This window comes from Campylobacter subantarcticus LMG 24377 (genome assembly GCF_000816305.1).
Lineage (GTDB): Bacteria > Campylobacterota > Campylobacteria > Campylobacterales > Campylobacteraceae > Campylobacter_D > Campylobacter_D subantarcticus.
Genome location: NZ_CP007773.1, coordinates 1521139 through 1538508, shown reverse-complemented (window position 1 = coordinate 1538508; position 17370 = coordinate 1521139). Strand labels below are relative to the sequence as shown.

Sequence of the window (17370 nt, the reverse complement as noted above, 5' to 3'; positions counted from 1 at the left end):
AAGGCTTAAGCACTAAGTTTTAACCCCACAACTCCAGTGACGATTAAAATAATAAAAATAATCTTATTAAGCGTTATGGCTTCTTTAAAAACTAAAAACCCAACCACACTAACAAGTGCTAAACCACATCCAGCCCAAGTTGCATACGCAACACTAAGATCAATTTTCTTTAAAGCATAAAATAAACCTACTAATGAAAAAGAAAAAAAATATTGCAAAAACAATCAAATAAAGATTATTTTTACTTATACTTGCGTATTTCATAGAACTAGTTGCAATTACCTCAAAAATTATACTCATCGCCAAAACAAACCAATGCATTTTTATTCCTTTATCAGTTAAAATAAATTAAATTATAAAAGAATAAAAGGCGGTGCAGTAGGGGCTATAAAATAACCACAAGATAGTCTTACTTTCCATGGAGTCCATAAACTTGTATAGAATTTAAGATAAAAAATCCATAAGTCATTTATCGCCTTAGAATGTTATAATCAGTGTATTTTATCATATTTTAGCTAGGTTAAGTGTAAAAGCTTTTTGGCTTAGAAGTACCTCATCGTTTTCTTTGAAATTTTTTGCTTCTAAAGGACTTAATACAACTTGAGTGATTTGGTTTCCTATGGCAAGAATAGCAACAAAAATACTATCTTGCTTTTGTAGTTTTAAAATGCGTGCTTTTATGGCAAATTTTTGTGAGCCCTGTGTTTTTAAAAAAACTTCACTAGGCGAGCCTTCCTTGATGATAGCTCCATTTTCTAAAATGATGACTTTATTGGCTAGTTTATAAACTTCGCTTACATCATGACTGATTAAAATGGTAGTGATTTTATAAGTTTTATGAATGTTGAAAAGATAATCTTGTAAACGTTGTTTGATTTCATTATCTAAAGCGCTAAATGGCTCATCTAAAAGTAAAAGCTTTGGTCTTTGCATAATGGCTCTTGCTAAAGCTACGCGTTGCTTTTGTCCTCCGCTTAGTTCTAAAATATGACTTTTTCTATGCTGATTTAAATCCAAAAGTTCTAAAAGTTCATTTGCAAATTCAAGATCTTTTTTGGCATATAGTAGATTTTGTTCTACATTCATATTTTCAAACAAAGCATAGTCTTGAAAAACAAAACCAAGTTGTCTTTTTTGCGGGCTTAAGAAGTTTTTTTCATCAAAAAATATCTTATCATGAAAGATACAACTTCCTTGTGCTTTTTCAAAACCTGCTAAAATTCTCAAAAGCGTAGTTTTACCACTACCACTTTTTCCAAAAATAGCACAAAATTCTCCTTCTTTAACCTCAAATTTAACCTTAAGTTTAAAATCTTTTTCTTTATTTTTAAAGATTTTTTCAAAGTCAAGTTTTAGCATAAATACTCTTTGATAAATAAAGCGCTAGGATGTACATAAGCAAATACAAAATCATTTTTTTGATAATTTTGTTCTAAAAATTCAAAAGTGCTAATTTGAGCTTCAAAGGTGCAAATCTCATTTTTTAATCTTATTATAGTGATGATTTGTCCTTGGAAAATATCAATAATTTTTGCATAAAAGGTATTTAAAAATGAGTTTTTTAAATTTTTCTTACTAAGTAAGCATTCGCTACTTTTAAAAGCAAGTGACACTTCTTGATCAATGCTTGCTTTTTCATCAAGTTCTAAAGCAAGCATGTATAATTTATGTTTTTTTATAAGAAATTCCACCCAGTTTATATTTTCATAATTTTTTATCGTGTTTATTTTAGCTTTAATCATGGGGTATTATAGCCATAAGCTTTGAAAATTTGCTTGGCTTTATCGCTTAGGATAAAATCATAAAATTTCTTAGCTTTGGCATTATCTTTACCATAAGAAGTGATAATAATGCCTTGATTGATTGGTCCATAAAGCTTTGGATCGATTAAAATATAATTTTTTCCTTCTTGGAGTTTATAAGATTTTAGTGTATCTTCATATAAAGCACTTGCTGCTATAAAACCCACATCGGCTGCTTTTAGTGTTTGAGTAAGTGCTTCTCCTATGGATTTTGCTTCGATGATTTTAGCTTTTGTTTGCTCATAAATTTTAGCATTTTGTAAAGTTTCTATGCTAGCTTGACCATAAGGAGCTGCTTTGGGATTAGCTATGGTGATGATTTTTATTTTTTCTTCTTTAAGCGTGTTTAATTCTTTGCTTAAATCCATTCTTACACTAAGTAAAGCTAAAGCTCCTTGAGCGTAAATAACAGGTTTTGTACTAGCAAAATGATCATCATACAAACTTTGAGCAAATTTCATATTTGCCGCCATAAATATATCAAATGGTGCTCCATTTTTAATCTGTGCAACTAAATTTCCACTAGCTCCCAAGCTTACATTGATACTAATATCAGGGTTTTCTTTTTGAAATTCTTTTTGCAAGGCTTTAAATGCATAGGCTACATTTGCAGCTGCTGCGATATTTACATCAGCTCCATAGCTAAGAATGCATAAAAAAAGTAAGGTGAAAATTTTTTTCATTTTTGATCCTTTTTGTCGTAAATTTAAAAAAATTATAGCTTATTTTTGAATACAAAAATAAATTTTTATTTTTTGCATATTTTCTAAGACTTATTTTATAAGCAAATAAAAATTATTATTTTTTTTAAAGAATATTTTAAAAGCATTTTAATGTAAAAATTTATTTTAATTTTTGTATAATCTAAAATTTCAATTTATAAAATTTTAAAAGGAAAAAGCTTGTTAAAATACATACTAGTTTTGTGTTTATTTTTAAATGCTTTGATTTTAGCAAATGACTTTGAAGATTTTGAGCAAGAGTATCAAAAAAAAGAAGTCAAAGATAGTTTTTATATTTATAATAAAGCTATGAGTAAATTTAATTACGATCTTTATATTTATTTTTTAAGGCCGGTTACACTTTCTTATAAAAGTATTACTCCAAGTTTTATAAGAACAGGAGTAAAAAATGCTTTTGATACCACAAGATCGCCTTTTAGATTTATCAATCACCTTTTAAGTTTGGAATTTAGAAAAGCTGGTGAGGAATTTGGAAGATTTTGTGTGAATGTGATTTTTGGATTTGGTTTGCTAGATAGTGCAAGCAAAACTCCTTTAAAAAGTTATGAAGCAGATTTTGGAACTACTTTGGGCAAATGGGGTATGGGAAGTGGGCCGCATTTGGTATTGCCATTGATTGGTCCTTCTAATTTACGAGATAGTTTAGCCTTGCCGGTTAATTGGTTTATGGTGCCTGAGGGGTATATTAAGAATTTTTGGCTAGGTGTTAGTGTGAATACTGCATTAAGATTAAATGAATTAAGCTTTGATCATGAAAAAATCGATGATGTTTATCAAAATAGTGTGGATTATTACACTTTTATACGTGATGCGTATGAGCAAAGACGCCAAGAGATGATCAAATAAGGAGAAAAAATGAAAAAAATCATAGTTTTACTTTGTAGTGTGGCATTTGCTTTTGCTTTAAATTTGCAAGATATCTCTAAAACTATGCAAGAAAAAATTGATGAAAGTTTAAAAATTTTAGATCAAAATAAAAACAATAAAAACAAAGCAGCAGATGAAATCTTTGCTCTTTTTGATGGTGTTTTTGATTATGAATTAATGGCCAAACTTAGTCTTTCTACTAGATATGAAAAATTAAATTCAGCAGAAAAAACACAATTTAATCAAGCTTTTGAAAAAAATCTTAAAAAAAGCTTCACAGACAAGCTTGCTTTGTATGATTCGCAAAAATTAAAAGTCGTTGCTTTAGAAGAAAAAAATAAAAGAGCTTTTTTAAAAACATCAATGTTAGTAGATGGTAAAGAAAATTTTGTGACTTTTAAATTTTATGACAAAAATAATGATTGGCAAATTTATGATGTGGATATTTTTGGCATAAGTATCATTCAAACTTATCGTTCGCAGTTTAAAGATGTCTTGCAAAATGGCGACTTTAAGACCTTACTTGAAAAGCTTTCTAGTGTTGATTTTTCTAAATAATGATAAGTAGAATTTTAAAAGTTTTTTTAAATTTCCCAAAATTAACTTTGGGCTTTGCTTTGATTTTTTGTGTTTTTTTTGGATTTTTCGCAAAAAATTTAAGTGTAGATGCTAGTGCTGAAAGCTTGCTTTTAGAGCATGATGAGGGTTTGAAATTATATAGAGAAGTTTCAACACGTTATGGTAGTGATAACTTTTTAATGCTTGCTTTTAGCCCCAAACAAGGGGATATATTTGACCAAGTTAATTTAGGTAAAATCAAAAATTTAACCCAAGCTTTGTCAAAAATCAACGGAGTGGAGAAGGTTTTTTCTATCGCTAATGCTCCTTTGCTTACAAGTTCTAAAGGGAAAGAATTAAAAGAAATTATTCAAGATATTCCTAATATTTTTAGCCAAGATGTGGATATCGCACTAGCTAAAAAAGAAATTTTAAATCATCCTTTTTATAGAAACAATATTATTTCAAAAGATGGAAAAACGACAGGAATTTTGATCTATCTTGCACCTGATCTTGCATATAATGCCTTAGTTCACACAAGAGATGAATTAAAAGATGAAAAAGAAAAGCACCAACTTAGAGTTTTGATAAAAGAACATCAAGAGCATTCAAGAAAATTCAGTGCTCAAAGACTACATGAAATCAATGCACTAGTGGCACAATATAGTCAAAATGGTGATTTTTTACATCTTGGTGGCGTTGAAATGATCGCTAATGATATGATTAATTATGTTAAAAGCGATTTGAAAATTTATGGACTTAGTTTAATTGGACTTTTGTTTGTTGCGCTTTGGTGGTTTTTTGGCTCTTTGCGTTTAGTATTTTTAGCTTTAGGGATTTGTTTGCTTTCTCTTTTTAGTTCTAGTGGAATTTTTGCGCTTTTGGGTTTTGATATCACTGTGGTTTCTTCAAATTATGTAGCTTTGGTATTGATCATAACTGTTTCTATTGTGATTCATTTAATTGTACATTTTATAGAAAATTTACAAAAACATCCAAAGTCTAGTGTCTATAAAATACTTCTTTCAACTTTACTAGACAAAGCAAAGCCGAGTTTTTTTGCTATTTTAACCACGGTTGTTGGATTTTTAAGTTTTGTTTTTTCAGATATTGAGCCTATCATCAAACTTGGTATAATGATGAGTCTTGGTATAAGTGTGAGTTTGATTTTAGCTTATGTGTATTTTGCTAGTATTTTGGTGTTAATGCCGCGTTTAGAATTTAAAAAGCTTAATCAAAGCTCGCTTTGTTTTTTAAATTTTTGTGCAAATGCGAGCTTAAAACATAGAAAAATCATTTACGGTATTAGTGTTTTATGTGTAGTGTTTGCTTTATGGGGTATTGCTCAAATTAAAGTAGAAAATAGCTTTGTGAGTTATTTTAAAGACAGCTCTAGAATTAAACAAGGTTTGCTAGTTATCGATAAAGACTTGGGTGGGACTATGCCTTTAGATGTGATTGTTCGTTTTAAACAAGAAAAGCAACACCAACAAAGTACTGATGAGTTTGAGCAAGAATTTGATGATCTAGCTAAAGATGATAGGTATTTTTTTAGTAGTGAAAAAACAAGAATAGCTGCTAAAGTACATGAGTTTTTGAGTAAACAAAAATATGTAGGTTCTGTGTTAAGTTTAGAAAGTTTATTAGAGCTTGGCAAAAGCATTAACAATGGCAAACCTTTAGATGATTTTGCTTTGGCTTTTTTGTATGAAAATTTAGATGAGGGTTTTAAAAAGCAAGTTTTAATTCCTTTTGTTAGTGTGGAAAACAATGAGTTAAGATTTAGTGTGCGTATGTTAGATAGCGACCCAAATTTAAGACGCGATGTCTTTTTAAAACAGCTTGAAAAAAATCTAAACAAACTTTTACAAAATGACAATGTACAAGTGCAAATTAGTGGCATAATGCCTTTGTATAACAACATGCTTCAAAGTCTTTTTTCTTCGCAGTTTGATACTCTAGCTTTTGTAGTGCTTGTGATTTTTGCTTTATTTGTGGTGATTTTTAGAAGTTTTGTTTATGCTTTTGTTGCAATTTTAGCTAATCTCATACCTTTGGCTTTGGTGTTTGGCTTAATGGGAATTTTAAATATACCGCTTGATATTATGAGTATTACCATCGCTGCTATTTGTATAGGGATAGGAGTTGATGATATGATTCATTATATTTACCGTTTTAAAGAAGAGTTGAAGCATAAAAGTTTAGAAGAGGCTATAAAGGCTTCTCATCTTGGCATAGGAAGTGCAATTTATTACACGAGTGTTACGATTATTCTAGGCTTTTTGGTAATGGTAAGTAGTAATTTTATCCCAACGATATATTTTGGCTTACTTACGGTTTTGGCAATGAGTTTACTTTTGCTTGGATCACTCTTTTTGTTGCCAAGTTTTATTTTGACTTATCATTATTTTAAGCAAAATTACAATAAATCAAAAGCCAAAGCACATTAATGCTAAAATATATAAAAAGTACTTGATGAATTGCTTTTTAAAATGCTATTTTTTCAAGCACTCTTAAAATGTAAGTAGAAAACATTAAAGCTTGAGAACGATGTGATATGGCTAGTTTAACTTGTTCTTCTAGTTCTCCTAAGGTTTTATCAAAACCTTTTGGGATAAATAAAGGATCATAACCAAAACCATTACTTCCTCTTAATGTGTCAATGACAAGCCCATGCATATATCCATGGGTAGTAAAATGTCCGTATTTTGAGCTTATAGCTATAGCTGCGGTGTAAAATGCTTTACTTTGATGTAAATTTTTTTCATGTAAGGCTTGAATGAGTTTGTTTCTATTGGCCTCATCGGTGCCTTCTTGAGAGTATCTTGCAGAAAAAATTCCTGGTGCATTGTCTAAAGCTTCTACACTAATGCCACTATCATCGCTTAAGGTGATAAATTCATCTTGTTTGTTACCTAGAGCATTAAAAATAGCCTTAGATTTTATCAAAGCGTTTTCTTTAAAGCTTGCGCCATCTTCGATGATTTCAAAAGGAGTGATGACTTCATTTAATGCATAAATTTCATAAGTAGTTAAAAATTTCTTAATTTCTTCTATTTTATGTGTATTGGAAGTAGCTAAAACTATTTTTAATTTTTTTTTCATAAATTACTCTTTTTGTTTAGACTTTAAAAAAAGTTTATCAAAATCATAGTAAAATTATCCTTTATAAGGAGAAAAAATGCTTAAAACAGTTTTACCTTTGTCCTTTATTGTTGGGACTAGATTTTTTGGATTATTTATAGTTTTGCCGGTTTTAAGTTTATATGCTTTAAATTTAAAAGGAGCTAATGAGTTTTTAGTGGGACTTTTGGTAGGAGTATATGCTCTCACTCAAATGGCGTTGCAAGTTCCTTTTGGAATCATTTCAGATAAAATAGGGCGTAAGAAAACTATGCTAATAGGACTTATCGTGTTTATCATAGGTTCTTTGGTGTGTTCATATGCAGATGATATTTATACGATGATGTTTGGAAGATTACTACAAGGAGCAGGGGCTATAGGTGCAGTAGCTACTGCCATGATAAGTGATTTTATCAATGAAGAAAATCGTGGCAAGGCGATGGCTATCATGGGATCATTTATAGGGCTTTCTTTTGCAGTCTCTTTAGTGCTTTCTCCTTTAATGAGTGCTAAGTTTGGACTTTCAAGTTTATTTGATTTAAGTGCTATTTTGAGTTTAATTTGTATCGTGCTTTTATTTAGTGTTGTGCCAAAAGAACATACAATCATACATGAAAATACCAAAACTCCATTAAAAAAACTTCTAAAAGAAAAAAATCTAGCTTTAATGAACCTTACTAATTGTATGCAAAAATTGCTTATGAGCATCGCATTTTTGAGTATACCTTTGGTTTTGGTACATGAGTTTAATTACCCAAGTGAAAATTTGTGGTATGTATATGTTAGCTCTATGGTGCTTGGCTTTTTGGCTATGGGTTTGTCAGGATCTTTGGGAGAAAAAAGAGGATTAAGCAAAGAGATACTGCTTTTAGGTGTGGCATTTTTTATTATTGCTTATATTATATTTGCTTTTTCATACAATGCTTTAGTATTTATGGTGGGTGTTGTGGTATTTTTTATAGGATTTAATCTACACGAACCTATCATGCAAAGTTGTGCGAGTAAATTTGCTAAGGTAAATGAAAAAGGCGCGGCTTTAGGTGTATTTAATGCTTTTGGTTATTTTGGAAGCTTTTTGGGTGGTGTTATAGGAGGGTATTTTTTACATCATTTTAGCTTAGTTACTCTTGCTTTTATTTTGGTTGTTTTGTCTTGTCTTTGGTTTGTGTTGCTTTTGTTTTTGCAAAGTCCAGCGGATTTTAAAAATGTCTATTTGTCTTTAGAAACAAAACATGATTTAAATGTATTTAAAAATATAAACGGTGTTTTAGATGTATATAAAAACTCTAAATTTTTAGTGATTAAATACAATAAAAAATTTACAAGTGAAGGGGAAATTTTAGCGATTATTGGAAAATAATCGCCTTTTATACAAAATGTTTTTCTTTTAAAATCACATATAATTTTAAGGTAGAGATAAAGAAAGTTAAAATAGCAGGTCCAAGGATAATACCCCAAAAACCAAAACTTGAAATTCCTGCTATCATTGCAAAGAAAATCAAAAGCTCATTGATTTGTGTTGGAATTTGAACAAGTTTTTCATTAATCCATTTAATGATGTAGGGTTTTACTAAAGTATCCGCGATAAAAGATATTATCACAACGCTATAGATAAAAATCACCAAAGCACCGCTTAGATTATTGTTTGCAAATTCATATAAAGAAACAGGCACATAAACCAAAGCCCCTCCCACTACAGGGATTAAAGAGCTAAAACAAAATAATATCCCCATTAAAATAGCATCATAGCCATAAATTTTAGCAATGATAGCAAAAAGTACTCCTTGTAAAATAGCATTTAGCACCATAGAATAAAACACCACAGACATTACATTACTCACTTCACTTAAAATGCCTTGAGTTTCTTCTTTTTTCATAGGAATTATGGTTTTGATATAACCAATGAGTTGGGATCCATAAAGATTAGCAAAGAAATAAAATACACAAATTAATACCATATCTGTTAGAAATTTCGTACCAAATTTAGTTGCACTTGAAAGATAGGTTAAAATATTTTTAGAGATAGAATTTAAGTCAATACTTGCTAATGCTTCTTTGATTTTAGGTTCTATAAAGCTTAAAGACTCAGGTAAGTGTAAAGAATAATTTTTGAAATATTCTATAGTATTGTGAAAATAGTTTACATCAAAACCTTTTGCAGCCTTTACTAGTTCTATGACAGCATAAACAAAAGGTATAAAAAACATAGCCAACATAAATGCAGTGGTAGCAGTAGCTGCAACAACTTTTTTTCCTTTAAAAATAGTTAGAAATTTAACATTGATATTGGAAGTGGAAACGGCCATCAAACTTGCTATGGCAATATTCATTAAAAAAGGCTGAAATAAATAAAGCACCCAAAATAAAATGATTAAAATAAAACTAATTAAGAAAAAATTACTATTTTTCATCAAATAAGCCTTTGTTATATTTTAGTTTTAATACATCAAAGCTTTTTAAACTCGCAATACGACCTTTGGCTGTTCTTTCTATATAGCCATTTGCTAGTAAGTAAGGTTCTATAACATCTTCTATAGTATTTTCATCTTCACTTAGTGCTGCGGCTATGCTTGAAAGTCCTATTGGTTTTCTTTTGGCTTCTGTTAAAAGTTCTAAGTATTTTAAATCCATTGCATCAAAACCTAGCTCATTTACTCCTAAAGAATTTAGTGCTTCTTTGGCTCTTTTTTCGCTAATGTTATCCTCATCATTAACATCAGCAAAATCTCTTACACGTTTAAGTAACCTTAGTGCGATCCTTGGAGTAGAGCGACTGCGTTTGGCTATTTCCAAAGAAGCCTTTTTTTCACAAGTTTTATTAAGCTTTAGGGCCGCTTTTTCTAAAATGATAGCAAGTTCTTCATTTTTATAAAATTCTAAGCGAAATTGCATACCAAAGCGATCGCGCAAAGGATTGCTTAGCATACCTGCTCTTGTAGTAGCACCTATTAGAGTAAATTTTGGTAAGTCAATTTTTATAGTTTGTGCAGCAGGACCACTACCGATGATAATATCAAGACGAAAATCCTCCATAGCAGGATAAAGCACTTCTTCTATGGCGGGACTTAAGCGATGAATTTCATCGATAAATAAAATATCTCCTTCGCTAAGGTTGGTTAAAATCGCAGCTAAGTCCCCGCTTTTTTCTATCATGGGTGCAGCAGTAGTTTTGATATTTGCATTCATTTCATATGAGATAATATTTGCTAAAGTTGTCTTACCAAGTCCTGCAGGCCCACTAAAAAGGATATGATCTAGACATTCATTTCTTTTTTTAGCAGCTTTGATAAAAATTTCTAAATTTTTTTTAATGTTTTCTTGTCCTATGTAGCCATCAAAATTTGAAGGTCTAAGGCTTGTTTCATAAGTCTCATCAGGGGAGAATTTTTCAATCTCTACAATTCTATCCATATTTTTTCCATTTTATTTTGTAAGAAATTTTAATTTTATCTAAAATTTGCTAAAATAAACATTTAAACTTAGATTATAGAAGTTTTTATGGGAATTTTAGAGCAATTAGAGTTAGATTACGAGCTTGAAGAAATCGAGCGTTTTTTGTATTTTTTTAGAAGTCTTTGTGATGTTTTAGAGCCTTTGATAGTAAAGCTAAGCAGTGATAGCTTAAAATACAAAGAAGCTTTAAAAGACTTAGGGCAAAATATCCACAATGTAGTTTGGGCTGCTAAAAGACTAAATTTAGATGAAATTGCGAATTTTTGCACTTTTTGTGAGGAAATCATGCAAGAAGCAGCTAAATTTGATGGACCTGCTAGTGATGAATTTGTGGATTGGATGTTTTTAGTGGGTGAGCAACTTGATAGATATTGCAGTGATTATGAAAAAAATACTTCTTTTTTAAGCATGTTTAATCCTCAGATTGCAAATGTTCCAGATAAAATTTCTCAATAATGGGGACGACTTGGCTTCGACAGGAGTAAAGTGGCCTTGGTGGCATGTCGCTTTGAGCAAAGCGTATAAAGCTCAAATAAAATTAAACGCAAACAACGTTAAATTTGCTCCTGCTTACGCTAAAGCTGCGTAGGTTCAGTTGAGCCTGAATTTTAAGTGATACTATCTAGCTTAGAATTTGGTCATTTTTGATAGTGTAGATTGAAATTTGACAAGTTTTGATTGAAGTTAAAGTCTTAGTCTAGCTTGAAATTTTGGAAGGTGAGTTTGGCTGGATGAATTTTTCACCTTTGCTAAACATGTAGATGCCGTGGTTGTTTTATTTTTGGACAGGGGTTCAATTCCCCTCGTCTCCACCATAAATAATTCTCATTCTATTTTCGTGTTTATATTAAAAATTCATCAAAACTACTAACAAATTTATCATTCATTTTAAAGTTTTTGTTTATAAAAAACGGTAAAGATTGAAGAGTTAATTTTGCGCCATTGTTTATACTAATTTCTTTTCCTTTTAAAGTTTTTAAAAAATCTTCTTTCCACTTATCATTTCCTTTAGCTAAATGCTCTCCTTTTGTTTCTATAAAACATTGTATATTTAAAAAATTATCATTATCTTTTTTCTTACCAAAGAAAATAAAATCAGGTTCAAATCCCGTCGCATAAGTTGTTTCATCTTTTCTATTATCATAAATTTTAAATTCTTCAAAACCTTCATTTCTTATAATAAACCATTTAGAAAAAATTTTATCAATTTCATCTTTATGTTCTTCTATGAAAATCAAAAAATCTTTTTCTAAATCACTATCAAAACAAAAAGCTTTATGATAAAGCCACTCAAAATTCATTTCTTTAAAATTCTTTTTATTTTTAAATACTATCTTATCGCCTATATTAAATTCGTGAGTTTCAAACTCACTTACTTCATATTCTTGTTTTATGCTTTGCTTGAATGATTTAAAATTTTCTAAAATATATTTAGCTATTTTAAGATTATTTATTTGATTAAATTCTTGTTTTTTTGAAAAACGAACTTCTATGTTTTTTAAATAATTTTCTATAAAATCTTTTTTACTTTTAAAAGTTAAATTTTCGTTAATCTTATTAAAATCAAGTCCTAATATATTCATTGCTTTTAAAAAATATATGCTATTTATATGATTAAGAGTAGATGGTTTTTGAAGATCATATTCTTCTTTGATTTTTTCAAATTTTTCTTCGCTTTCTTTTATAGAATTTGAAAAATAAGGAATTTGTAAATCTGTTATTTTTTGTTTTAACTCAGATTGTTTAATATTAAAATTTTTCAAATCACATTTTTTAATTCTTTTATTATTAGCATAATAAATTTTGTTATTTTTAACGATTTTTTTTATTTCTTCATTGACTATTAAATCTATGCGTGTTTTTTCTTCTTCAAATAATAATCCTTCTTTTCTCATATTTTCGTTAAGTTGTTTGATAAACTCAACATCATTTCTAGTATGATAAGTTAATCTTTCTAAGACATTTAATTCATTTTTAAGATCACTATCATACCTTCTTTTAAATTTAAGCTCATCATCAAAATCAAATAAATCGCTTTTAAAAGGATAATACCTAGCACCTCTTCCTATAAGTTGTACTTCTTTAGTAGTTATAGCCTTACTTGCTTTTTTGTTACCAAGTCTAACTATATCAAAAAGATTTAAAACATCCCATCCTTCATTAAGTTTATCTACACAAAAAATAACTCTTATTTGATTGTTTTTTTCTTCTAAGTTATTAAGTAAAATTTGATTTTTTTCTAGTTCTTTATCATCATTTGTATTTAGCATATAAAGCGTTTTAAAATTATTTTTCAAAAAAATTACAATAGTTTTTGCATAAGTATTTTGATATTCTTTTTTGAAAAACTCCAAGCTCTTATATAAAAGTTCGCTTTCTTCGTTTATGTTTTTATAAAAATTTTCTATATGCAAGCTTTGTAAATTATCTATAAAATCTATAAAATTTTTTTGATTTTGTATAGATTCTTTTATAGATTCACTTTTAAATAAAATAACAGGTTTTAAAGCGATTTTATATTTTTGAGCCAATAACTCTCTATAAAGACTACAAAGCACAGCTCCTAAAAATCTATGTTCTAAGCTATCATTGTCATACTTGACTAAAAATATACGCTTAGAATATCCATCTTCGCAAAATTCTTTTAAAGCATATTCATAAATTATTTTATCTTGATATTTTTTTAAAACATTAAATTCTTGCGGAATAGTAGCACTAAATTCAAATAATAAATTTTCATCATTGCTTTCATAAGCTTTTTTTATAATAGCTTCCCAGCCTTCTTTAAGTTCATTTTCATTTTTATTTTTAGTATTGCTATTTAAATGATGAGATTCATCAGCTAAAAATACAAGTTTTTTATTTTTTAAATCTTCAAAACTTAAAGAATTTTCTCTTTCATTTTTAAAAAGAGAAAATAGAGCTTGTATGGTTGTAAAATGTATATTTATACACTCATCTTTACTTTCAAAAAGATTATTTATAATGTTAATTTCTATATTTTTAGAATCTATATTTATATTTTCTTTAAAAAGATATTTGTTTGAATAAATATTTGCAAAATTTTCTTTTGTTTTTTCTAAAATAGAAGTAGAATTTACAAAAAATATAAAATTTCTATATCCTTTTTTATAACAATCTAGTATTAAAGCTGCCATTATAAGAGTTTTTCCACTTCCAGTTGCCATGTTAAACATTAAATGTCTTTGTTTTATGCTATCAGAATTTGCATAATAATGCTTTAGAGCTTTTTCTTGATAAAATCTTAACTCTTTTGATAAATTTTCTTTTATATAAAAAGGAATTTCTATTTGCTCTATACCTCTTTTTCCAAATTCTTCTTGTAAAAGCTCATGTAGTTTTTTATTAAACATTTTCATCACCATAAAATATTTTATTAAGTTTTATTATTTCTTCGGATATAGCATAATCTTCATCTTTTATATCGCCATATAAAACATAATCCATATTAGAATCTAAAGTAAGTTTTAAAATTTCCTTTTTATCTTTTAAGTCTAAATTTTCAAATTCTTTATCTTTTAAGATTTCATTTATATCCACTCTATAATCTAAAAAAGCTTTAGTTTTTAACTCTTGATAAATGTTATCTAGTTCTTTTTCATCGTTTAAATTTTGTATTTTTTCTTTATAAATTGCATTAAGTGACATAAGTTCAACATAAACAAAATTTCCACCACCTTGCCAATTTACTGCTTTGCTGATACCACCTTGCTCACCTTTTACGACTTTTTTAAGTCTTTCTTTTGTGATAGTTTCTATATAATCCATTTGTTCTATGCCAATCCATTTGCGTTTCATTTTATGAGCAACGGCTAAAGTAGTGCCACTTCCTGCAAAAAAGTCCATTACTATGTCGTTTTCATTGGTGGAGATTTCGATTATTCTTTGAAGTAGTGCTTCAGGTTTTTTTCCATTTTTAAATTCTACATCTCCTTGATCACCTATAATATCCCAGCTAATATCACTCCAAAAATTATCAAGGATTTGCTTTTTTATTATCTTATTTTTTCTGATATAAGCAATAGAATGTAACATTTGAACAATTCTTTTATTGTAAAAATACACACTAGTATTTTGATTTTGATTTTTCCCTCTTATGGGTTTATATTCAACTTCGTAAAAATTTTTATCTAAACTAGCAATCATTCTTTTAGCAAATGTGCTTTGTGGATTATATGTTGTAAAGTGGCTATTAAAATTTTCTATGAATTTTTCATGTGTTAAATTAGTTGCTTTACAAATTTCATAATCAAGTTTATATATTTTCAGCATGCCACATGTTTGGTCATTTTTTTCTTTTAGTAAGATTTTATCTTTAATGATTATATAATTTTTGTAATTTTTCATTTGCTTTTCATCAAAATCAACATTTATATAAAATTTGTTATATGTAAAGCTATTTTTATTTTTACAGTATACAATAATATATTCAGTAACATCTAAAATAAATGCATCTTGTCCTACACCAGCTGACTGTTTCTTTTTGATATTAATTGTTCTTAAATAATTATCCTTGCCAAAAATTTCATCCATCAGCACTTTTAAATAAGCTTGCTCATTATCATCACATTGTACAAAAATTACACCATCATCTTTTAAAAATTCTTTAGCTATTTCAAGGCGATTTTTCATAAAAGTAAGCCAAGTAGAATGATTAAATTTATCGTTATATTTAAAACTATCATTACCTGTATTATAAGGTGGATCAATGTAGATTAATTTTATTTTATTTGCATAGAGTTTTTTTAAAGAATATAAGGCTAAAAGATTATTTCCTTTAAGAAGTAAATTATTATCTAAAAGTGAATTTTTTAAATCCCCCCCCCCTATGAGTTCAAAATTACACAAAGCCTTTGGGATAAATAAAACATCTAATTCATCACAGGCTAGTATTTCATTAAAAAATATTTCTTGTGTTTTTTGCTCATCCTTGCTTTGTCCGCCTTTTATAACACCATCTTTAAAAGCAAAATTTAATACTACTTCGTTATTTGTTTTTAAAAGAGATTTTGTTTTATTTGCCAGTCCTATTTTATTAGCATAGCTTGTAAAGCTACCACCCAAGCTTCTAAGATCTAAAAAATTTAAAAAATCATCAAGCTTAAAAACCAAAGTTTTTTTGCTAAAAAGAAAAAATCTACTTTTAAATTCTTCTTTATATTTACTTTCTTCTAAAAGATAAACAAATAATTTCTCATCGTAAATTTGTGCTAAGTTTCTAACTTGTCCTAGAGTTTCAAAATGTTCTTCTAAATCCTGCAATAATTTATCTTTTAGCATTTATTGTTTTCCTTTTTTAATTGATTATAGTTTATTATATGAAAATTGCTCTTAAAAGCGGAAAAAATTAGAAAAAGCTAAAAAATATAGTTTTATGGAATTAACCCATAAAACTATTATACAAATAAAGAATTCACACTCTCGTTATGATAAACTCTGCGTATTACCTCACCAAAAATAGGTGCTACGCTTAGGACTTTGATTTTATCCATTTGTTGTTTTAAAGGTATAGTGTCAGTTACTACTAGCTCATCAAGCGCATCTTTGGCTACTCTCTCATACGCTACACCACTAAGTACAGGGTGAGTACAGCAAGCTATTACAGACTTTGCACCTTTGCTTTTAAATACTTCAGCAGCTTTTACGATGGTTCCTGCTGTATCGATAATATCATCTACTAAAATTACTTCTTTATCTTTTACATCACCGATGATGTTCATTACTTCGCTTTCATTGGCCTTTTCACGTCTTTTATCTACTATAACAATATCAAGTCCTAAAGCTTTTGCTACGCTTCTAGCTCTTGCTATACCGCCTATGTCAGGACTTGCGATGATAGGATTTTTATAGTTTTTATTTTTGATATAATCATTAAAAATAATACTTCCATAAAGATTATCCACAGGTATATCAAAAAAGCCTTGAATTTGTCCAGCATGTAAGTCTATGGTGGCTACTCTATCCACTCCTGCTGATTCAATGAGATTTGCTACTAATTTTGCAGTAATAGGCACCCTAGGACTTGCTTTTCTATCTTGTCTAGCATAACCAAAATAAGGAATGATAGCCGTGATAGAGCTTGCGCTTGAGCGACGCAGAGCATCTGTCATGATTAAAAGCTCCATTAAATTATCATTAGTTGGAGCACAAGTGCTTTGTATGATAAATACATCTTTACCACGCACGCTCTCATCTATTTGAATGCTAATTTCACCATCACTAAAACGCTTCACACCTGCATTGCTTAGAGGTAGTGAAAGGTATTTTGAGATTTTTTTAGCAAATTCCTCATTTGCTGAACCAGAAAATATTTTATATCCACGCATATATAAGCCTTAGAAAGTTTTTTGTGATGATATAAAATTTTTTTTAAAAATACAATAAAATATATCAAAAGCCGTGTAATCTTTTTAAATCCGCATCAATAGGAAATTTATTTCCATCTTTATCTACGCTTACATAAGTTACTACAGCTGAAGTTACATGCATGCAATATACACGGCCATAATCATTAGCTCTTTGGGTAACTACTTCTACTGCTACGGTGATAGAAGTATTACCTGCTTTGATGATTTTTGCATAACAAGATACCAAATCACCTACGAAAATTGGTTCTTTAAAAATGATCTTATCCACTGCTACGGTTACTACTCTTTGAGGGGAAAGTTCTCTTGCAGCAATGGCTCCAGCTAGATCAATTTGTGACATGATCCAACCACCAAAGATATTACCAGCAGGGTTTGTATTGCTTGGCATGGCTATAACTCTTAGCTTAGGTTCTCCCATATCTTTCATGCATTCTC

Annotated in this window: 17 protein-coding genes and 1 other RNA gene; 6 read left to right on the top strand and 12 right to left on the bottom strand. The window is 28.9% G+C overall.

What is annotated here, in order from left to right; all coding sequences use genetic code 11:
* Nucleotides 1-5: 5 nt before the first annotated feature.
* The 5 genes from CSUB8523_RS07875 to modA all read right to left on the bottom strand — a co-directional run bounded on the left by CSUB8523_RS07875 (nt 6) and on the right by modA (nt 2485).
* Nucleotides 6-218, bottom strand: a complete 213-nt coding sequence (locus CSUB8523_RS07875; protein WP_158336977.1) for a DMT family transporter — start codon at nt 216-218, stop codon at nt 6-8.
* Nucleotides 160-300: a hypothetical protein gene (locus CSUB8523_RS10715; protein ID WP_417903409.1), complete on the bottom strand. Its 141-nt coding sequence runs from the start codon at nt 298-300 to the stop codon at nt 160-162. The genes CSUB8523_RS07875 and CSUB8523_RS10715 overlap by 59 nt, the downstream gene beginning before the upstream one ends.
* Nucleotides 301-504: 204 nt before the next feature.
* On the bottom strand, nt 505-1359 hold the full coding sequence (locus CSUB8523_RS07870) for an ABC transporter ATP-binding protein (protein WP_043020140.1): 855 nt from the start codon (nt 1357-1359) through the stop codon (nt 505-507).
* Nucleotides 1353-1742, bottom strand: a complete 390-nt coding sequence (locus CSUB8523_RS07865) for a hypothetical protein (RefSeq protein ID WP_039664464.1) — start codon at nt 1740-1742, stop codon at nt 1353-1355. Before CSUB8523_RS07865 ends, CSUB8523_RS07870 begins: the two co-directional genes overlap by 7 nt.
* On the bottom strand, nt 1739-2485 hold the full coding sequence (modA, locus tag CSUB8523_RS07860; RefSeq protein ID WP_039664463.1) for a molybdate ABC transporter substrate-binding protein: 747 nt from the start codon (nt 2483-2485) through the stop codon (nt 1739-1741). Before modA ends, CSUB8523_RS07865 begins: the two co-directional genes overlap by 4 nt.
* A gap of 219 nt (nt 2486-2704) precedes the next feature.
* Here modA and CSUB8523_RS07855 point away from each other — a divergent pair, with 219 nt between their 5' ends.
* Genes CSUB8523_RS07855 through CSUB8523_RS07845 form a run of 3 tightly spaced genes read left to right on the top strand, consistent with a single transcriptional unit; the run spans nt 2705 to nt 6420 of the window.
* The gene (locus CSUB8523_RS07855) at nt 2705-3391 is read left to right on the top strand and encodes an MlaA family lipoprotein (protein WP_039664462.1); all 687 of its coding nucleotides are present in this window, start codon (nt 2705-2707) and stop codon (nt 3389-3391) included.
* A gap of 9 nt (nt 3392-3400) precedes the next feature.
* Nucleotides 3401-3970, top strand: coding sequence for a transporter, toluene tolerance family (locus tag CSUB8523_RS07850; protein ID WP_039664461.1), 570 nt, complete (start codon nt 3401-3403; stop codon nt 3968-3970).
* Entirely contained in the window at nt 3970-6420 is a 2451-nt protein-coding gene (locus CSUB8523_RS07845) for an efflux RND transporter permease subunit (RefSeq protein ID WP_043020139.1), read from the top strand. The genes CSUB8523_RS07850 and CSUB8523_RS07845 overlap by 1 nt, the downstream gene beginning before the upstream one ends.
* 37 nt (nt 6421-6457) lie before the next feature.
* Here the strand turns inward: CSUB8523_RS07845 and rdgB are convergent, their stop codons facing one another.
* Nucleotides 6458-7075: an RdgB/HAM1 family non-canonical purine NTP pyrophosphatase gene (gene rdgB / locus CSUB8523_RS07840; protein ID WP_043020138.1), complete on the bottom strand. Its 618-nt coding sequence runs from the start codon at nt 7073-7075 to the stop codon at nt 6458-6460.
* A gap of 76 nt (nt 7076-7151) precedes the next feature.
* Between rdgB and CSUB8523_RS07835 the strand changes: the two genes are divergently transcribed.
* Nucleotides 7152-8453 carry an MFS transporter gene (locus tag CSUB8523_RS07835; protein ID WP_043020137.1) on the top strand — a complete coding sequence of 434 codons (1302 nt, stop codon included), beginning with the start codon at nt 7152-7154 and terminating at the stop codon, nt 8451-8453.
* 7 nt (nt 8454-8460) lie between these two features.
* On the opposite strand, the gene CSUB8523_RS07830 is transcribed toward CSUB8523_RS07835, so the two are convergent.
* Nucleotides 8461-9504, bottom strand: a complete 1044-nt coding sequence (locus tag CSUB8523_RS07830; RefSeq protein WP_043020136.1) for an AI-2E family transporter — start codon at nt 9502-9504, stop codon at nt 8461-8463.
* Nucleotides 9494-10504, bottom strand: coding sequence for a Holliday junction branch migration DNA helicase RuvB (ruvB, locus tag CSUB8523_RS07825; protein WP_043020135.1), 1011 nt, complete (start codon nt 10502-10504; stop codon nt 9494-9496). The genes CSUB8523_RS07830 and ruvB overlap by 11 nt, the downstream gene beginning before the upstream one ends.
* Nucleotides 10505-10591: 87 nt before the next feature.
* Between ruvB and CSUB8523_RS07820 the strand changes: the two genes are divergently transcribed.
* Together CSUB8523_RS07820 and ssrA are read left to right on the top strand one after the other, a co-directional pair.
* On the top strand, nt 10592-11002 hold the full coding sequence (locus CSUB8523_RS07820) for a hypothetical protein (RefSeq protein ID WP_043020134.1): 411 nt from the start codon (nt 10592-10594) through the stop codon (nt 11000-11002).
* A 1-nt stretch (nt 11003) separates the two neighbouring features.
* Nucleotides 11004-11361, top strand: a transfer-messenger RNA (tmRNA) gene (gene ssrA / locus CSUB8523_RS09685).
* A 27-nt stretch (nt 11362-11388) separates the two neighbouring features.
* On the opposite strand, the gene CSUB8523_RS07815 is transcribed toward ssrA, so the two are convergent.
* The 4 genes from CSUB8523_RS07815 to CSUB8523_RS07800 all read right to left on the bottom strand — a co-directional run bounded on the left by CSUB8523_RS07815 (nt 11389) and on the right by CSUB8523_RS07800 (nt 17362).
* Complete coding sequence (locus CSUB8523_RS07815) at nt 11389-13920, bottom strand: DEAD/DEAH box helicase family protein (protein WP_043020133.1); 2532 nt, start codon at nt 13918-13920, stop codon at nt 11389-11391.
* Nucleotides 13913-15847 (bottom strand): site-specific DNA-methyltransferase, encoded by a 1935-nt coding sequence (locus CSUB8523_RS07810; RefSeq protein WP_039664453.1) that lies wholly within the window; start codon nt 15845-15847, stop codon nt 13913-13915. The genes CSUB8523_RS07815 and CSUB8523_RS07810 overlap by 8 nt, the downstream gene beginning before the upstream one ends.
* Nucleotides 15848-15963: 116 nt before the next feature.
* The gene (locus CSUB8523_RS07805) at nt 15964-16893 is read right to left on the bottom strand and encodes a ribose-phosphate pyrophosphokinase (protein ID WP_039664452.1); all 930 of its coding nucleotides are present in this window, start codon (nt 16891-16893) and stop codon (nt 15964-15966) included.
* Between the two features lie 64 nt (nt 16894-16957).
* Complete coding sequence (locus CSUB8523_RS07800; RefSeq protein WP_043020132.1) at nt 16958-17362, bottom strand: acyl-CoA thioesterase; 405 nt, start codon at nt 17360-17362, stop codon at nt 16958-16960.
* Between the last annotated feature and the right edge of the window lie 8 nt (nt 17363-17370).